This is a genomic window from Halocatena salina, from assembly GCF_023115355.1.
GTDB lineage: Archaea > Halobacteriota > Halobacteria > Halobacteriales > Haloarculaceae > Halocatena > Halocatena salina.
Map to the genome: position 1 here is coordinate 434,866 of NZ_CP096020.1, position 18,258 is coordinate 453,123.

Genomic DNA, 18,258 nt, shown 5'->3' on the forward strand with positions numbered 1-18,258 from the left:
TTCTCCGTTGGTGCGAATCGATGACCACACTACGACAACGCTTATTGTTCCCGCAGCGAACACGAAGCCATGTCGATCGGTGTGTGTTACTATCCGGAACATTGGTCCCGGGAGCGATGGGAGACGGACGTTCAGGAGATGGCCGATGCGGGGTTCGAATACGTCCGGCTGGCCGAGTTTTCGTGGGGACGACTCGAACCCGAGCGCAACGCGTTCGATTTCGAGTGGCTGGACGAGATCGTTGCACTCGTCGGCGACCACGGGATGAACGTCGTCCTCTGTACGCCGACTGCAGGACCGCCTCGGTGGCTCCTCGAAGAGCATCCCGAAATTCGACAGTCAGACCGCGACGGAACGGTCAGAGAGGTCGGAAGCCGTCGAGAGTACTGCGTCAACTCTCCGAGATACCGCTCGGAAACCGAGCGCGTCGTCCGCGAAATGGCGAGTCGATACGCCGACGTTCCCCACGTCGTGGGCTGGCAGACCGACAACGAATACGGCTGTCATGATACCGCTCGCTGTTACTGTGGGGACTGCACCGCGGCGTTCCGTGACTGGCTAGCAGAGCGCTACGGCGACGCCGAAGGGCTCAACGACGCGTGGGGAACGACGTTCTGGAGCCAACAGTACGACAGCATCGAGCAAGCGTCGGTGCCCGCTCCGACGCCGGCACAGGACCACCCATCGATGGTGCTCGACTACCGCCGGTTTTGTTCGGACAGCATCGTCGCGTACAACCGACTACAAGCGGAACTGCTCCGTGAGTACGACGACTGGTTCGTCACGCACAATTTCATGGATCGGTTTCCGGCGATCGATCTGTACGACATCGCCGATGATCTCGATCTGCTCTCGTGGGACTCCTACCCCACCGGACACGTCCAGGCGACCGAGGGGCAAACCCCGCCGGATCAGCTCAAGGCCGGCGATCCGGATCTGATCTCGTTCAACCACGATCTGCACCGGGGCGTTCTGGGACGACCGTTCTGGGTGATGGAACAACAGCCGGGAGACATCAACTGGCCACCACACTCCGCCCAACCCGCGGAGGGCGCGATGCGGCTGTGGGCACACCATGCCGTCGCTCACGGTGCCGACACCGTCGTCTACTTCCGGTGGCGGCGGTGTCTCGAAGGCCAAGAGCAGTACCACGCCGGACTCCGACGGCGCGATGGGTCGCCCGACCGCGGATATCACGATGCCGCCCGGGCTGCCGAGGAGCTGTTCGATGTCGGGAACGTCGACGCGCCAGTCGCGCTGTTACACGATTATGAGAACGTGTGGGCGCTCTCCGAGCAGCCCCACGCGCCTGACTTCGACTACTGGGCGCTCGTCCAATCGTTCTACCGGGCGCTTCGGGCACGGGGGGTACAAGTCGACGTCGTTCATCCAACCGCGGAGCTTTCGGGATACGGCGCTGTCGTCGCACCGACGCTTCACATCGCAACCGAGGATCTTGCCGACCACCTGACCGAGTACGTCGCTGGGGGTGGGGAGTTGCTCCTCGGTCCCCGAACGGGCGTCAAAGACGAGGGGAACAATCTCCGGCCAGTGGCCCCCCCGGGACCCCTGACAGCACTCGTCGGCGCGACGGTCGAACGCTACGAGACGGTCCCCGACCAGTTCGAACGAACCGTGGTCGACGACGACGGAACCGAACACGCCGTTCGGACGTGGGCCGAACGGATCGAGACCGACACTGCCGATCCAGTCGTGGAGTACGCCGGCAGCGAACGCGAGGGCTCCACGGCGAGCGTTCGCAACGCCGTCGGCGACGGACACGTCGTCTACTGTGGCGTCTGGCCCGGACAGGATCTTGCGGACGAACTGGTGGCGTCGCTGCTCACGCGCAGCGGAATCGATCACACGACCCGGATGCCCGACGGTGTCCGCGCTGCCGTGCGCGATGGCCACACGTGGGTGCTGAACTTCACGAGCGATCACGTCGACATCGAAACCGACAGCGAATGGGCCGTCGGGAACGCGACGCTCGAACCGTTCGATCTCGCCGTGGCCGACCGAGATCTGATCGGCGGACTCGCAGTCAGCAAGCAGACATAAGCACGCCGAGAGAACGGGTTATGCCTCGAAAGCCGGCAGTTCCGTGAGATCGTCGGGAACCGCGACGAGATACACGTCGCTAGTTCCGCTGCGGGAGCTGTCGAACACTACCCGCTCGTCAGTAGGATCCAGACGGGAGTGAGGATGGACGTCGTCGTCGCCGCTCCAGCCGTGGGTAGCGAGCTTTCGCGGCGTCTCGTACGCAGCGGCGTTCGGATTCCACTCCCAGAGCAGATCGTATGGCGCACCACGGTACGTTCCGTCGCCGACGACGAGTTCTCGGCTGTTGCTGTGAAAGTGGGTGTAAATGTCGGGCGCAGGATTCTCCCGGACGTCCGTCCCATCGTACCGAACTTGACCGAAAAACGCGTCGGGATTCTCGCGCGTCCCGCGCCAGCCGTGATACCCGACGTGCTCGCCGTCGGCCAGCCAGTATTCGTGACCGACAGCTTCCTCCGGTCCGGTCGGTCGGATCTGCCACGTTTCGTTCGTCGCCAGATCCAGCCCCCAGATCCGATCAACGTCCTCCCACAGCCCTTCCTCGCAGTAGGTGACCAGCTCCGGTTTGGTCGGTGAGGCATTGACGTGGCCGAGCCAGCGGTTCGCGTCGACGTGGACGGTCGTATCGCCGCCGGACAGCGGGATCGAAAGCACCTGTGAGTGTGGCTCGGCAGCACTCCGGGCAGCGATCCACGCTTCTCGATCGTCTCCGTGATCGACGTCGACGAGCTCCGAAATCGCCACCACTACACGCTCCCCGTCGGCCGTGCGGCCGCGATGCTCCCTTCATATCCCGCTGGACAGTCGTACAGCGCGGTCACCGCGAGCGATCCGAGATCGAGCGCGAAGAGGCTGTTGTCGTGCCAGAACACGGCCGTCTCCGTTCGATCGACTCTCGTGACGCCGCTGATAGCTCTTGGCAGGTCGGTCAGCTGCGTGATCGTTCCGTCGTCGAGATCGACGGCGTACAGATCGTCGTTTCCGTCCCGATTCGAACGAACGAGGAGCTGGTCGTCGTACCAGCCGTTTTCGGTGAAATAGAGGTGGCGACTGTCGGCCTCGGGATCGCTGGTCAGTCGCGTTACACGGGCGTTCGTTCGTGGATCGCGGTAGGTCTCCCGTTCCGGAGCCAGCACACGGCCAGCATCGGGACCTTGCTGTCGATCGGTTCCCATCGGGGTGAAGCTCACGACGAAACCACAAAAAGCTAGCCACCGAACGGCGGTCTAGCTCCAGCGGACACAGATCGTTAACGCGGCTCCCGTGATAGCGAACAGCCCCACGAACGTAATCAGTTGGACCATCGTAATGACGTACGTCGCCGAGCCGGGATCCACGACGCGGAGCGAGGCGAGCAACACAGCGATCGAAACGAGAGAAACGACTAACACGAACTGTAATCCGCGTGCGGATCGACAGAGCGCCGTAACTGCCCGGTCGCGGTCCATACCCCTGTGTTCATCGCCGTGGTTGCAAACTTTTCGATCTCTCGATCGAGATTGGGAGAGATGTGTTCAATGAAAGGATTTATGGTGGCATCAACATGAGCATTGATGGACGATAGTCTATGACATTCCAACACCGGAACGCAGGGGGCGGAGAGAGGCTTCATCGAAGAGAGTTCATGGCTGCGGCGGGCGCAGTCGGGATCGCGGGGATTGCGGGCTGTCTGGGTGGCAGCGGAAGCGATAGCGAGGCGTTCGTGTACGCCTTCGGTCGGTCACCGACTGAGGTGCAATTCAACATCTTCAGACAGTCGAACTTCGCCCACAGTCTCCAAGACCAAACTCATCATTACATCGCCAAAGGGGACATCACGGGAAACGTCTGGCCGGATCTACCCACCTCGCTTTCGACAGACGGGAACACGCTCGTGATCGAGTTCCCCGAAGACTACTCGTGGTGGAGCGGTGATGATCTCACGGCCGAGGACTACTGGACGTATCTAGAGATCAGACGGTTACAAGATCCCGAAGCGTCGCACATCAAGGATAACGTTCTGGTCGACGACTACACGATCGAACGGACGTTCAAAGGAAACGTCTCCTCGGATCTGATGCGGGCGGATCTCACGGATCAGACCTTCGGGAAGCTGACCACCCCGCGTTGGATCTACAAGGAATACCTCGAACGACTTCAAGACGCCACGACCCAAAAGGAACGCGACGGTGTCCTCGACGATCTCCGGAACATGCAGATCCCGATCGACCAGCTCTCCGAGGAGGGGCTCGGGAACGGTCCGTACAAGGTGGTCGATTGGAGCGACAACGACACTGCTTTTGAGCTGTATGAGGATCATCCGCTCGCAGAGCAAACGAACGTCAAACAAGTGCGTCTCGTCTCGGAACTGGCGACGGAGAACATCCGCGCCATGGAAGTCAACAACGAACTCGACATGTATCCGGAAGGGCTGATCGGTGAGGTCGACCGGGACGACTACCCGGACAACCTCCAGAACTGGAAGGAGATAGACTGGTTCAGAATGCAAAAAATAACGTTCAATTGGGAGAACGAGCATCTGGCCAAGCGTCCGGTTCGACGGGCGATCACCCACGCGCTGGATCTACATCCGATGGTTGATGCCGCAGTAGAGGCTGGACTCGTGGGCAAGCCTCCGGCGTTACAGACTGGCATCCGGTCGTCGATCCATGAGAAGTATCTCGGCAAGGGATGGGTCGACCAGTTGATCGAGTATCCCATCGAAGCCGACGAGGCGGGCGCTGTGGAGCAACTAGAAAAGGCCGGGTACACCCGCGAAAACGGGACGGTGCTCGACGAGAACGGCAATCCCGTCGAGTTCACCTTCCTGACCAACGACGGTCAGTTCCAGTCGTCGACAGGCGTCGTAGTCAGCGATCAACTCGAATCGTTCGGCTTCGGAATGGACGTGACGACCGTCGGATCGACTGACTACTACCAGAGATTGGAGCAGTACGACCACGATATGTGGTGGATCTGGCACGTCGCGGCCGCCCTGTGGCATCCGACGTCGTACTTCTCGAACGACTTCTACGGTGTTGAGGTCGGTGATCCGAACAGTGACTCGGAAACGGGGGTGACCGGTATCCCCTTCGAACTCGAAATTCCTTCGGAGGTGGGTGCCGAGACGACCGACGGCGATAGCGTCACTATCGAGCCGGCTCAGCTCATGACTGATCTCCCGGTAGCGAGCTCCCAGAAAGAAGTCAAAGAGATAACCCGGACGCTCGTCCAGTGGTTTAACTTCGATCTGCCCAACTTGACGTGGATCGAGGAACGCAACGGTTCGTGGGGCGACGTCAAGGCGTATGATTTTCCCTCGGGGGACGAAGAGAACGTCAAACTCGATATGGATCGACCCGGTGAAACTGCACTCATGCACTGTTGGATCGACCGCGCCAAGTAATAGCCATGCATCCACGATACGTTTTAAAACGTACGGGCCAGATGATCCTCACGTTCTTCGTGACGGTGACGTTCACGTTCGTACTGTACCAATCGATGCCGGGTGGACCGGCCGAGGCGATGCGCGCGATGATCCTCGCCGAGTCAGGACAGGTTGGGGGATCCGTGGATCTCAATCTCCTCAATCAGATGGTCGAACATTACGCCAACGTCAACCCGGACAAACCGCTTCACGTCCAGTACTACGACTATCTCCACTCACTGATCGTCCAGGGGGACATGGGAACCTCGATCTACCAGGGCGAACCGGTGTTGGACCTGATACTCCAGAGCGTTCCCTGGACCATGTTCATCGGCGTGTACGCGCTCGCGCTGGGCTATACGGTGAGTCTGTTTCTCGGCGCAGCGATGGCCTACAAGGAACGTTCGCTGTTCGATTCGGTTTCTTCGATCGGCGTGATCTTCCTCAATTCGGTCCCATACTACATCTTTGCGATCGTCCTCGTGTACGTGTTGGGCATCGAATACTCCCTTTTTCCGATCGACGGTCGGTATGGGACGTTCGTCGATCCCGGCTTTACGCTGGAGTTCATGGGAAGCGTCGTCTGGCACGCCACGCTTCCGGTAGTATCGATGGGAATTCTTGCGACGGGGGGTGCGCTCACCATGCGGGGCAACGCGATCCGAGTGCTCGGCGACGACTACGTTCGAGTCGCGGAGCTTCGCGGACTGCGGCGCTCTCGCGTCGCGATGCAGTACGTCGGACGGAACTCGGTCCTACCGTTGTACACCCAGTTCATGATCGGGATCGCCGGTGTGCTGTCGAGCACGGTCGTCGTCGAAGAGATCTTCGCGTACAACGGGATGGGCAAGCTGCTGTACGACGCTGTGCTCTTACACGATTACCCCGTGTTGATGGGGACGCTGCTCGTGTTCACGACGATCACGCTGCTCGCCATCTACATCGCCGATCTCACCTACGGTTACATCGACCCACGCATCTCGACGGGTGACTCGAATGACTGAGACTGACGAACTCGATTTCGAAGAACTGTTCGACGACGACACCGAGCGGGAGCCACCGTCTCGGTCGGCGCGACTGAAACGAACGCTTGATCTGACGGTGCTCGCCCCGCTCCGGATCGCTCTCCACGACTGGCGCGCTGTCGTGGCAGGGACGATCCTCCTGTTGTACGGTCTCATGGGGACGGTCGGCGTCTGGCTGGCCACGAAACCGTCATCGGGCGACTACCCTAAACTGCAAGGACCGTTTCAGGAGCTGGCGTATCCCTTGGGGACTGACCTCTACGGACGATCGATCCTCGATCAGATCATCTACGCGACGCCGGACATGTTCAGGATGATCTTCGCAGGGGCCGTCGTCGCCGTCGGCGTGGCGGCAGTCGTCGGTCTGCTTTCGGGGTTCATGCGAGGAACCGCGATCGATGCGGTGCTCATGATGCTGGCGGACATCATCATCACGATTCCGGGGTTACCGCTCATCATCGTTATCACGGCGATCTTTCAACCGACGAATCCCTACGTCGTCGGCGTCTTCCTCGGCGTCGACATGTGGCCCGGTCTCGCCCGGACGGTCCGATCGCAAGTGCTCAGTATCCGCGAAGAGAGCTACGTCGAGGCGTCACAGATCATGGGACTCCCGACGCCGTCGATACTCCGCCGGGACGTGGCTGGCCAACTCATGCCGTTTATCCTCGTCAACGCGTCACTGACGTCCCGACGCGTCATCTTCGAGTCGGTGTCGCTGTACTTTCTGGGCATTCTCCCGTTCACGACGTACAACTGGGGTGTGCTCATGAATCTCGCCTATCAGGAAAACGCACTGACCAGGTCAGAGCTGCTTCCGTGGCTCGTGTTTCCGATGATTACCATCATATTGATGTCGTTCGCGTTCGTTCTGCTTTCACAAGCGATGGACGCTATCTTCAACGTGCGACTCCAGGCACGCCACGCGGAGACGATCGACGAAGAAGAGGTGACGGGATGAACACTGAACAGGAGGGGCGACGATGACCGACGACGTCGCCATCGAGATCCGTGATCTCGACGTGACGTTTGGCGTCGAGCGCGGAGAATCGAACGTCGTCAGAAGCGTCGATTTCGACGTGTATCGAGAAGAGACGCTGGGAATCGTCGGGGAAAGCGGCAGCGGCAAATCGATGGTTGCGCTGTCGTTGCTCGATGCGATTCCCGAACCCGGAACAGTGTCCGGAGAGGTGACGTACTACCCCGAAACCGGCGATCCGGTCTCGGTGCTTGACCTCGATCCCGAGGAGCTGCGACGGTTCCGTTGGGAGCAGGTCGCGATGGTGTTCCAAGGGGCGATGACTTCGTTCAACCCCGTGTTGTCGATACGAGAACACTTCCGAGAGACGCTTCAAGATCACGGGTACGACGTTCCGGAAGGTATGGAACGAGGCAGGGAGATCCTCGAACAGTTGTATCTGGATCCCGATCGGGTGTTGGATTCGCATCCACACGAGCTGTCCGGTGGGATGCAACAGCGCACGCTCATCGCGCTGAGTCTCCTCCTCGAACCGGAGGTGTTGCTGCTCGACGAGCCGACGGCGGCACTGGACTTGCTCATGCAGCGGTCGATCATCGATCTCCTCCGAGAGATCCGAGCGACGTTCGACCTCACGCTGGTGTTCATCACCCACGACTTACCGCTATTGACGAAGATCGCGGACAGGATGGCAGTGATGTACGCTTTCGACTTCGTGGAGGTCGCCGAAACCGACCAGCTGTTGTACCACAGCGCCCACCCCTACACGCGGGCGCTCCTATCGACGACGCCGGATCTCACGACGCCGCCCGGGGAGATACGAACGATCGAGGGGAACAAGCCCGATCCGGTGGAGTACATCTCGGGCTGCTCGTACCATCCGCGCTGTCCGATGGACGAAGAGAAATGTCACTCGGTCGAACCAGGACTGACGACCGTCGGACCCGAACACGAAGCGTCCTGTCATTACCATGGGGACGTCGCCGATAACGTTCCGATTCGGAACAAACCACGGGGTGGGGTCGATGAGTAAGCCACTCCTTTCCATGGAGGATGTGACCGTCGAGTTCAACAGCCATGACGGACTGCTCGATGCTTTCTCGGACGAGGATCCCGTTCGGGCCGTCGACGACGTCTCGCTCGACATCGAGGAGAACGACGTCGTGGCACTGATCGGGGAAAGCGGCTGTGGGAAATCGACACTCGGAAAGACCGCTATCGGGGCCCAGCGTCCGACCAGTGGCTCGGTGTCCTACCGTGGACAGGATATTTGGGACGCCCGCGAAGGCCGTGGAGAGGTCCGAGTGCCGTTCGAGGAGATCCGCCGCTCGCTTCAGATCATCCATCAAGACCCGGGCAGCGCGCTCAACCCGAATCAGCGCGTGCTCACGTCATTGATGTTGCCGCTCAAGCGGTGGCAGCCGGAGCTGAGCTACGAGGAACGCCAAGAGCGCATCCTCACCCTGCTCGAACACGTCGGGATGTCGCCGGCCGAGGACTTCGTCAACCGGTACCCCCACCAGCTATCGGGTGGCGAACAACAGCGCGTCGTGCTTGTCAGATCGCTTCTGGTGAATCCCGACGTCATCCTCGCCGACGAGGCGATCAGTGCACTCGACGTATCGTTGCGCGTCGAGATGATGGACATCATGTTGGAACTACAGTCCGTGTTCGACACGTCGTATCTGTTCATCTCACACGATCTCTCGAACGCCCGGTACATCGCACAGCAAGCCGACGGCCGGATCGCCGTGATGTATCTCGGTCGGATCGTCGAGGCGGGACCGGTCGACGAGATCCTCGAAAATCCACAGCATCCGTACACGAAAGTGTTGAAGTGGGCGACACCGGAACTGTATGAAGACGTCGAAGCGGACATCCCCATCAGGGAGATCGACGTTCCCGATCCGACAGATCCACCATCCGGCTGTCGGTTCCACACGCGGTGTCCGAAAGCACGGGCAGCGTGCCGGGAGTCACACCCCGAATCGTACGGGGTCGGACCCGACCACGACAGTCACTGCTTTCGGAGCGATGAGACCCACGACTACTGGGAGAGTGAACCTTTGCATGACTGAAAAACACGGACAGAGACGACGCAAAAGCGCCACACAGACGCGTTCACCCACGGAGGTAGCAATCGATGGGTGAGACAAACGAACGCGACGCTCACGCGGGACTGACAGCGTCGATTCCGGGCCGGCCGCTGTCGTGGACCATACTCGGGATCGCCACGGTGCTGATCGCCCTCGGTGCGTTCGTCACGACGGGGGAAATCAGTGGGCTTCTCGGTCTGTGGGGATTCTCGATGATCGCCATTACGCTTGTGGTGTACGCCGTCGCCGCGCTCTGGTCCGCGCTCGGATAGCAAATGACGTACCGAGCACGGCTTGAATCCGATATGACCGGATGAACGACGTCGTACGTTCGTTGTACGATGTGCCCAGATACACCGGTCGAATCGGTCGTTGCTCCTATCCGGTATTAGCGGACAGTTATGCTATGATGTGGAACCATCGGTTAGGGCGGGGTGGCGTTGGGATCTTCGACCGCTTGTGCCCATGCTTGGAGCCACCCACGAAGCCCGCTGTCGGGTACCGAGAGTGAGTGGGTGTTTTCCGAAAGCGAGGGATAGCCGCCAACCTCGTCAGGGTGACCGACCCAGTAATCGTACGGCGAGTCGAGGCGGTCGTTGCCCGCTCGGTCAGTGATCTCACTAACGATCCGCTGGTCGTTGGCGGTTCGGTCAGCTGGCCGTGCGCCAGCGGTTCCGAGGTTGTGGCTCTCGACCGCATCGGACGAAAGCGCAGTCAACCCGTCTGGCCAGAGTGGTTTTGAGCCGGTGGTTTCGCCCTCGACAAACGAAACATCCGAATCGATGGGCGGATCAGCCGTGATGTTGTCTTCGCTGTACACTGTGCCACTACCTTCGACGATCGATTCACCTGTAGCCGTCACACCGGTGTATTTGTTCCCGACCCACGTCGTTTCGGCCGAGCTGTCAGTGTTAGACGCCTCATCGAAGAAATAACAGAAATTGTTGACGACGACGGTCCGTGTGTCGCTTTTGAGCCGTGGAATCCGATTGCGGGCTTTCGCCCACACGTTGCCGAGCAAGGTGACGTGGTCGGCTCCATCACCGATCAGCGTACAGTAATTGTGGTCGGAGCCGTCTCCGTACGGATCATACAACCCCTCGTAGATCAGGTTGTTCGAATACGTCGTTCTGTCAGTATCGTAGCCGACAGACATGCATTCGTCGACCCCCCACGAGGCCGTGCAGTGATCGATGACGTTGTTTTGGGTGTCGTCTTGGGTGTTGATCGCGTCGTTACCCTGAATATTTCCGTCTGAGCCTGGCCCGATCCGCGAGCGAACGTGTTGGACGACGCAGTTGTTGGCGTCGATCTGCACCATCCCTTTGATGAACGTGATGCCCGGCGAGGGTGCGGTCTGGCCCGCCACCCAACAGTTGTCTTCCGTGATCGCCAACGATTCCCCCCCAAGATCGATCGTCCCACTGGTCTCGAAGACGACTACTCGCGATCCGCTCGCCGTGAACGCCGCTTCGACGGCCTCCCGCGTCGGCTCGGTGATCGTGTACACGTCCACACCATCCTCAAGCCACGGTCCCATCGTGGCAAAGCCGTCTCCCCCCTGAAAGGACGACTGACTGAACGGTTCATACCCACGGTTCTCTGTCGCCGTGGCTGTCCCACCGAGAACGGTGGCTCCGATACTCCCAACCGCGACCGCACGTAAAAACGTGCGTCTGTTATGTGCCATTAATAGACACCAGTATAGTAATATACGACATGTATAATAAATTTATCTCAATAAGAAATACCATTGTATAGTTAGAAAAAGCATACGCCGTCGGACATCCCGGCAGGTGCAGTCGGGTTCCCATCTACCGAACGATTACAGACGTACTATTGTAACGATCTGACGATCACCGCCTATTGTCCGCTTCATATTTACGGAATTTTTTATTACACAGGGTGAAGCGCGGGGTACAGCCGGGCTATAGCTGCATACCGACTGATTCGCTACGGACAAACGGGAATCACATCCGAATCGTCGTTTCCGTCCGGAGATCAGGGGTATGGAGCTTCATACCGGGCGATTACGGTACGATCGTTCCCACACTAGGAACGGTCGGCTGAGAATGCCACTGCTCGCATGGGAGAGCGCGGATCAGTCGAACGCGGGGATGACCTCCTCACCGAATAGCCGGAGTTGGTCTTCGACCAGTTCGGGCGGCATCCCGGAATGATGGAAGCGAAGCGCGAGCTGGTTCAACGAGAATCGGTTTTGCATCGCCTCGATCTGCTCGATGATCTGCTCGGGTGTGCCGTAGATGAATCGATCGTCCGCGAGCTGGGAGAAGTCCGCGACGGAATCGGCAGTCATCAGCGGGTGAGAGAATTCACCGCCGTACTCGTCGCGGTAGGTGCGGTGAAGATACTCCTTTCGTTCCATCACCTCAGCTTCGGTCTCACCGATGACGGCCTCACGCATCAGGGGATGGTCCATCGAGGACCACTCCTGATCGGTCGATTCGATGTGCTCGCGCTGTTTGTCCTTGCGTTGCTCGACCGCATCGAGGTCCGCGACCACACCGGGCACCCACGCATCGCTGAACGAGACCGAACGAGCGAGCTGCTTGTCGCCCCAGCCACCGACCCACAACGAAGGCCGAGGCTCTTGAACGGTCCGGGGGAGTGGCTGCCAGTCTTCGACCTCGAAGAACGGACACGAAAAGGAGATCGGTTCCTCGGAGGTGAGGAACTCGTCCAGGAACTGTAATCCCTCTATCATCCGTCCGGCACGATCGGACATCGGAACTCCGAACGCCTCGAACTCCTTTTCCACGTAACCAAGTCCCACGCCGAGCGTGAGTCGACCATTCGAGATATTGTCCACCATCGCCGCTCGTTGGGCGACGTGCAACGGATGGTACAGCGGCAAGATGAGCACTGACGTGACGAGTTCGAGCGATTCGGTGCCCTCGGCGATGCTCGTCAGCCGTACCAGCGGAGACGGCCAGTAGTTGTCACCCTCCGTCGCTTGGTGGTCGTTGACCCAGCACGTTTGGAAACCGAGATCCTCGGCTAACTGACACTGCTCGACGACACCGTCCCAGGTGTCGCCACCCTCGATCGGGAAAAAGCCGAACTTCATAGCGATCGATGTGATCTCCGTGTGACGTCTACTTACGTCTTATGTTCACAGGCCCGAAAGAACAACGACCGAACGGGCTCGATCTTCCCAACAGGGGAACAGCATTATATAGATAGAGTACATGTGAGATATTATGACGGTACGGAAAGACGATTATTCGGGACGAACGATCCGATCGGTGACGATCGCGTTCAACATCATCGAAGTGCTGCAAGAGCGAAATCACGTCGGTGTGACGGCGTTGGCCGATGAACTCGGCCATTCGAAAAGCACGATTTACAGCCATCTGCAGACGCTCTGTGAGCGTAACATCCTCGTCCAAGAGGACGACGGCTACCGGTTGAGCCTCCGACTCCTCGATATGGCAAACAGCGTTCGAGAACAGATCGGCAACTACGAGGTCATCACGAGTGAAGTCGATAAGCTCGCCGAGGAGACCGGTGAGATCGCTCAGTTCGGGATCGAAGAACACGGGATGACCAGTTATCTCTACAAGGCAACTGGGGAGCAGGCAGTTGAGACGCGCTCACGGGTCGGTATTCAACAACCGATGTATTCGACATCGCTGGGCAAGACGATTCTGGCGTTCATGCCCGCGTCTCGGACGGAAGAGATCGTCGAATCGACGGAGTATACGAGCTTCACATCTCGGACCGTCACGGGACCCAAGGAGTTGTACGAGCAACTCGACGTGATCGCAAAGCGGGGCTATGGGATCGACGACGAGGAGAATATCGAGGGGCTACGGTGTGTGGCCGCACCGGTCAAACGGGGAGATACCGTGTTGGGAGCCATCAGCACCACTGGACCGTCAAGCCGGTTTACCGACGAACGCATCCACGAGGAGTTGGCCGAGCACGTCAAACGAGCCGCAAACGTCATCGAACTCAACACCAAGTTCTCGTGAACCGCGCGGCCGTCGGGATATGGATTGCACCACCCATTGATTTAATAGCTGAACCGTATAGAAATCGGTATGGACGTATTGATGACCGGAGCGTACGGTCGGTGTGGAACCGCCGTTATCGATCACCTTCACGACGGAGCGGGGTACGACTTCACGTATCTCAACCGATCGGATCGGCCCGACGGCCATCCGTACGGGGATTACGAGACGATCGTTGCTGACGTGGCCGACCGTGACGCGCTCGTATCGGCCGCGGACGGACGGGACGCGATGGTCCACATGGCGGCCTACCCGTTTACTGACGGTGGCTGGGATGAGGTGTTCGAACCGAACATCATCGGCATGTACAACGCGCTAGAGGCAGCCAGAACACGGCAGCTCGAGTCGTTCGTGTTCATCTCCTCGAACCACGCTGTCGGCATGTACGAACAGGAGTTCGCGCCGGAGATTTACGCTACCGAATTCGATCTCACCGTCGATCATACTGATCCGGTTAGACCGGATTCGTTCTACGGCGTCTCGAAATGTTTCGGCGAGGCGCTCGGGCGCTACTACGTCGAAAATTACGAGTATCCCCGACGGTTCTACGCGCTTCGTGTCGGAACCGTCAACATGCCGCCGTACGACCATCCGTACGGGGATGCCGAGCAAGGCGTCGCCGACGGAGCGTTCGAACGTGACAGTGCCGAGTACGATCGGGCGGTCACCCGGATGAAAGCGCTCTGGCAGTCAAGGCGGGATTTCGCCCATCAGGTGGACTGCTGCCTCCAGAACGAGACGGTCGAATACGGGACCTTCTACGGTGTCAGCGACAACCGGCGTCGATGGTTCGATATCGAACACGCACGGGACCAGATCGGGTATGATCCACAGGACGACGGCGAACGGTGGAACGGTCCCCCTGAGTGAGAGCTGATCACTCGACGGCGCGAGCTTTCGCGCGCAGCCAGGCCCGGGTGCCACCTTGAGGAATCGTCAGGCGGTGTGTGACGACCTCGAGCTCGGGATAGCCACCGACCTCCGTCTGGCTATCGATGTACGATCCTCCTTCCGTTCGGAGCTGTTCGAGCACGCGCTCATCGGCAGCGGTCCGGTCGGCTGGCCGGGCACCGGCATTTGTGAGGTTGTGCTCGACAACGTTCTCTGACCCGACGGTTTCGAGCGCCGTCGGCCACAAGGGCCGAGTATCGAGCTGTGTGATTCCCTCGCTGGTTGTGGGGGTGGTGGCGACGTTGTCATCAAGTGCGGCCGCTCCCTCACCGAAGACGGCCAGCTGGTCGCTGACCGGTCGCCGGAAGACGTTGCTCTCGATGCTCGCCTCGGTGTCCGGATCCATCCAGACGCCGTCGTTGTAGTGATAGATCACGTTGTTCGCCACGACGGTTCGGGTGCCTTGCTTGAGCCGCGGATTGCGGTCGTAGTTGTGCGCCCAGACGTTCCCGGCGAGCGTGACGTTCGACGCGCCGTTACCGATCAACGATCCGTATCCGTGGTCGCCCTTGTGGTGGGTGGCGTCCTGAAGTGGTTCGGCAATCAGGCAGTTCGACACCGTCGTGTTCACCGTGTCATACCCCACCGAGAGGTTCTCATCGACTGCCCACGTCGTCGTACAGTGATCGATGACGTTGTTCTGGGTACCGTCACCGGTTCTGATTCCGTCGGGTTCCCAATCGCTTTCCTCCGTCAGGTTCGCGTCGCCCGGTCGAACGCGGAGATGTTGGATCACACAGTCGTCCGCGTCGATCCAGAGATCTCCCTGAACGAGTGTAATTCCCGGTGACGGTGCCGTCTGTCCGGCGAGATACAGCTCGTCGCTGGAGACGGTCAGGCGTTGTTTCCCGAGATCGACGGTCCCACTGGTTTCGAACACGACCAGCCGTGGCCCGTCGATCCCGACGGCGGCCGCCAGTTGTCGTCGATTGGGTTCAGTTACCGGGATAATGGGCGTGTCGTCATCCAACCACGGGGCTGGGACGGCAAACCCATCGGCAAAGTCGACTCGAGAAGCGCTGTCCGGGCCGCCACCGTTCGATCCGCCGTTCGACTGACTTGGCGTGCCGACCGTTTCCGAGGATCCGACCGTGCGGTCGCCGTTCTCGGTTTCGACGACCGCACGATACTCGTAGTACCGTCTGCTCGTGAGGTCCGTGAGACGGACGTCAAACGTTCCTGGCTCCGTGCGCGTTTGGGCGGCTGTCGCCGTCCACGCCGCGCTTGGTACCTCACGGTATTCGACGTAACAGCTCGCCGCGTCGGCTCCCCCCAAATCGGTCAGTTCGCCGCGGAGCGTGGCCTTCCTGGCCGTGACATCGGTCGCATCGCCCGTCGTGACGAACGGAACGCCCTCCTCAGTTTCGACGCTGCCGGTCACTGAAACGTCACCGACGTCCCGGTTGGTGTCGGGATCGATACCCGAGAGATCCCGCAGTCGGGCCGTACAGCGCACGCCGACGTTGTGGCTCGTGACCGGTAATCCGACGAGCGCGCTGTCGCTCAGTTCGACGCCGTCGAGGCGCGCGATCGTCGTCCAGTCCGTCCCGTCGTCAGAGCCGTACGCCTCGAAAACGTCACCCTGTCGACGCAGGCGCAGCCACTCCGCCTGAAGGCTTCCTCCGTCGAGTTCGCTCTCGTCTTCTCCACCCGACGTGGTGCTGATCGTCTCGCTACCGGATTCGGAGCGCCACTGGAGTGACGCTGCACCACTTGGCGTTCGTCTGAGCAGCACGTTCGGCGCTCCGGGATCCTCTGAGTTCCGGGCCATGATGCCGGTCTTGGCGTTCGGATCCGTGTTTTCGAGGGCCGTGTTGCGCACCTGGACGTCGAAATCCCCGTCTACCGTCTCGTAGTAGAAGTGAAACGCGTCTTCCGTGTTCCAGATGTCGGCCCCACCGCCACGGATCGTGATTACCGTCGCTGCCGTAGCCGTTCTGTCGAACAGCCCAACCGCTGGAGCGACAGCGCCTGCCCCGATCGATCGAAGGAACGTCCGTCTATCAAATCTCATCGTTGCGTACCGTCCGCGATATTAGGACGTTCGTTGATAAGTGTTTCTCCGACACAGAAACATCCGCCGGACGGCGCGGGGGGCACAACGTTTATCTCCCTGCCCCGGAATACCCGGACGATGACAGTACCTGACGCAGATCGGTTCGACATCCGCGAGTACGGCGCGACGGGCAACGGAGACGATCCCGAGACGGACGCGATCCAGACGGCGCTCGACGCGTGTGCCGAGGCAGGCGGGACAGTGTACGTTCCATCAGAGACGTACGTGACCGGCCCGCTTCGAGTCGGTGACGACACGACGCTGTATCTGTCACCGGGGGCGACGCTGCGCTTTGTCGGCGACTACGACACGTTTCCGACCATCGAAAGCCGCTGGGAAGGCTGGGACCAGGTCGGCTTTCATCCCTGCCTGTTCGTTGAGGACGCCCAGAACGTTTCGATCACCGGACGCGGCACGATCGACGGCAACGGCGCGTACTGGTGGTCATTTTATGAGACACCGATGTCGGAACGGCCTGAGGGACTACAGGAACGGTTGGCCGAATTCGAGCGTCGAAACGAGAAGGGAGACGACGTCAGCAGTTTTACCCACCGGCCGCCGTTGTGCCAGATCGCACACTCGGAAAACGTCACAGTGTCCGGGGTTACGCTGTGTAACTCGCCGTTCTGGAACACCCACGTTGTCTACTCCGAGAACGTGACGCTCCACGACGTCACCGTCAAGAACCCGGCAGACGCACCCAACGGCGATGGGATCGACATCGATTCCTCGCAGTGCGTGCGGATCAGCGACACGTACATCAACGCGGGCGACGACGCGATCTGCATCAAATCCGGGAAAAACGCCGAAGGACGTGCGGTCGGAGAGCCGGCTTCGGAGATCACCGTCACGAACTGCACTGTCGAATCCGGTCACGGCGGCGTCGTTATCGGTAGCGAGATGTCCGGCGACGTTCGAGATGTCGTGGTTTCGAACTGTACGTTCACGGACACCGATCGTGGCGTGCGAATCAAGACCCAACGGGACCGTGGCGGCGTCGTCGAGGATCTCCGATTCGACACCATTCTCATGCGACGGGTCGCGTGTCCGTTCGTCATCAACGGCTACTACTTCACCCCGCTGGACAGCGATCCACAGCCGATCACCGAGGGAACGCCGATGGTTCGGAACGTCTCGTTTCGATCGATCACCGCGCGCAACGTCGAAACAGCCGGCTTTCTTGCCGGGCTTCCCGAACAGCATTTCGAGGGTATCTCCTTTGCCGACGTTCGGATCGACGCCACCCGCGATCTCGACGCAACGGAACTCGATCCAGCGATGGCCGACGGCTACGAGCAACGCCACGGGCTGTTTTGTACGTCGATCGAAGATGTCGCCTTTCGGGACGTACAGATCCAGACGGCGGACGGTCCCGCAATGCGGTTCGAAGAAACCGACGACGTGCGGATCGACGGGCTCGTGGCCGAAACGGAGGGCGCGCCCGCCGTCTCGTTGCACGACGTCACGAGGACTCGGCTCCGTGGCTGTTGTGCTCCCTCGGACGGGGCGTTTTTGCGAGCGAACGGATCGGACACACGGACGATCTCGATGACAGGATGTCACGGCTCGATGGCCGACGCCGTCGTGGTAGACCCCGACAGCGATGCGACGGTCGAACGCTCCTGACGAAGACCGGAGCTGTTCGAGCAA

16 protein-coding genes are annotated in these 18,258 nt (G+C 60.0%); 10 read left to right on the plus strand and 6 right to left on the minus strand.

Features of this window, described 5'->3' with window-relative positions; translation table 11 throughout:
* Positions 1–69 precede the first annotated feature (69 nt).
* The gene (locus tag MW046_RS14795) at positions 70–2,061 is read left to right on the plus strand and encodes a beta-galactosidase (protein ID WP_247994931.1); all 1,992 of its coding nucleotides are present in this window, start codon (positions 70–72) and stop codon (positions 2,059–2,061) included.
* A gap of 18 nt (positions 2,062–2,079) precedes the next feature.
* Here the strand turns inward: MW046_RS14795 and MW046_RS14800 are convergent, their stop codons facing one another.
* The 3 genes from MW046_RS14800 to MW046_RS14810 are packed head-to-tail and all read right to left on the minus strand — an operon-like array spanning position 2,080 to position 3,509.
* The gene (locus tag MW046_RS14800) at positions 2,080–2,805 is read right to left on the minus strand and encodes an oligogalacturonate lyase family protein (RefSeq protein WP_247994932.1); all 726 of its coding nucleotides are present in this window, start codon (positions 2,803–2,805) and stop codon (positions 2,080–2,082) included.
* Positions 2,806–2,807: 2 nt separating this feature from the next.
* Positions 2,808–3,236 carry an oligogalacturonate lyase family protein gene (locus tag MW046_RS14805; RefSeq protein WP_247994933.1) on the minus strand — a complete coding sequence of 143 codons (429 nt, stop codon included), beginning with the start codon at positions 3,234–3,236 and terminating at the stop codon, positions 2,808–2,810.
* Positions 3,237–3,287: 51 nt separating this feature from the next.
* Positions 3,288–3,509 carry a hypothetical protein gene (locus MW046_RS14810; RefSeq protein ID WP_247994934.1) on the minus strand — a complete coding sequence of 74 codons (222 nt, stop codon included), beginning with the start codon at positions 3,507–3,509 and terminating at the stop codon, positions 3,288–3,290.
* A gap of 119 nt (positions 3,510–3,628) precedes the next feature.
* Here MW046_RS14810 and MW046_RS14815 point away from each other — a divergent pair, with 119 nt between their 5' ends.
* The 6 genes from MW046_RS14815 to MW046_RS14840 all read left to right on the plus strand — a co-directional run bounded on the left by MW046_RS14815 (position 3,629) and on the right by MW046_RS14840 (position 9,839).
* Positions 3,629–5,446: an ABC transporter substrate-binding protein gene (locus MW046_RS14815; protein ID WP_247994935.1), complete on the plus strand. Its 1,818-nt coding sequence runs from the start codon at positions 3,629–3,631 to the stop codon at positions 5,444–5,446.
* 5 nt (positions 5,447–5,451) lie between these two features.
* Positions 5,452–6,471: an ABC transporter permease gene (locus MW046_RS14820; RefSeq protein ID WP_282190234.1), complete on the plus strand. Its 1,020-nt coding sequence runs from the start codon at positions 5,452–5,454 to the stop codon at positions 6,469–6,471.
* Positions 6,464–7,453: an ABC transporter permease gene (locus tag MW046_RS14825; protein WP_247994936.1), complete on the plus strand. Its 990-nt coding sequence runs from the start codon at positions 6,464–6,466 to the stop codon at positions 7,451–7,453. The genes MW046_RS14820 and MW046_RS14825 overlap by 8 nt, the downstream gene beginning before the upstream one ends.
* Before the next feature lie 22 nt (positions 7,454–7,475).
* Positions 7,476–8,504, plus strand: coding sequence for an ABC transporter ATP-binding protein (locus MW046_RS14830; protein WP_247994937.1), 1,029 nt, complete (start codon positions 7,476–7,478; stop codon positions 8,502–8,504).
* Positions 8,497–9,549, plus strand: a complete 1,053-nt coding sequence (locus tag MW046_RS14835) for an ABC transporter ATP-binding protein (protein WP_247994938.1) — start codon at positions 8,497–8,499, stop codon at positions 9,547–9,549. Before MW046_RS14830 ends, MW046_RS14835 begins: the two co-directional genes overlap by 8 nt.
* A gap of 65 nt (positions 9,550–9,614) precedes the next feature.
* Complete coding sequence (locus MW046_RS14840; protein ID WP_247994939.1) at positions 9,615–9,839, plus strand: hypothetical protein; 225 nt, start codon at positions 9,615–9,617, stop codon at positions 9,837–9,839.
* Positions 9,840–9,991: 152 nt separating this feature from the next.
* Here MW046_RS14840 and MW046_RS14845 read toward each other — a convergent pair whose 3' ends face one another.
* Both MW046_RS14845 and MW046_RS14850 read right to left on the minus strand, forming a co-directional pair.
* Positions 9,992–11,257: a pectate lyase family protein gene (locus MW046_RS14845; protein WP_247994940.1), complete on the minus strand. Its 1,266-nt coding sequence runs from the start codon at positions 11,255–11,257 to the stop codon at positions 9,992–9,994.
* A gap of 411 nt (positions 11,258–11,668) precedes the next feature.
* Positions 11,669–12,655 (minus strand): LLM class flavin-dependent oxidoreductase, encoded by a 987-nt coding sequence (locus tag MW046_RS14850; RefSeq protein WP_247994941.1) that lies wholly within the window; start codon positions 12,653–12,655, stop codon positions 11,669–11,671.
* Between the two features lie 133 nt (positions 12,656–12,788).
* Between MW046_RS14850 and MW046_RS14855 the strand changes: the two genes are divergently transcribed.
* Positions 12,789–13,562: an IclR family transcriptional regulator gene (locus MW046_RS14855; RefSeq protein WP_247994942.1), complete on the plus strand. Its 774-nt coding sequence runs from the start codon at positions 12,789–12,791 to the stop codon at positions 13,560–13,562.
* Positions 13,563–13,631: 69 nt separating this feature from the next.
* Entirely contained in the window at positions 13,632–14,471 is an 840-nt protein-coding gene (locus tag MW046_RS14860) for an NAD-dependent epimerase/dehydratase family protein (RefSeq protein WP_247994943.1), read from the plus strand.
* A gap of 7 nt (positions 14,472–14,478) precedes the next feature.
* On the opposite strand, the gene MW046_RS14865 is transcribed toward MW046_RS14860, so the two are convergent.
* Positions 14,479–16,566, minus strand: a complete 2,088-nt coding sequence (locus MW046_RS14865; RefSeq protein WP_247994944.1) for a pectate lyase — start codon at positions 16,564–16,566, stop codon at positions 14,479–14,481.
* Positions 16,567–16,686: 120 nt separating this feature from the next.
* Here MW046_RS14865 and MW046_RS14870 point away from each other — a divergent pair, with 120 nt between their 5' ends.
* Positions 16,687–18,234, plus strand: a complete 1,548-nt coding sequence (locus tag MW046_RS14870; protein ID WP_247994945.1) for a glycoside hydrolase family 28 protein — start codon at positions 16,687–16,689, stop codon at positions 18,232–18,234.
* The last annotated feature ends 24 nt before the right edge of the window (positions 18,235–18,258 follow it).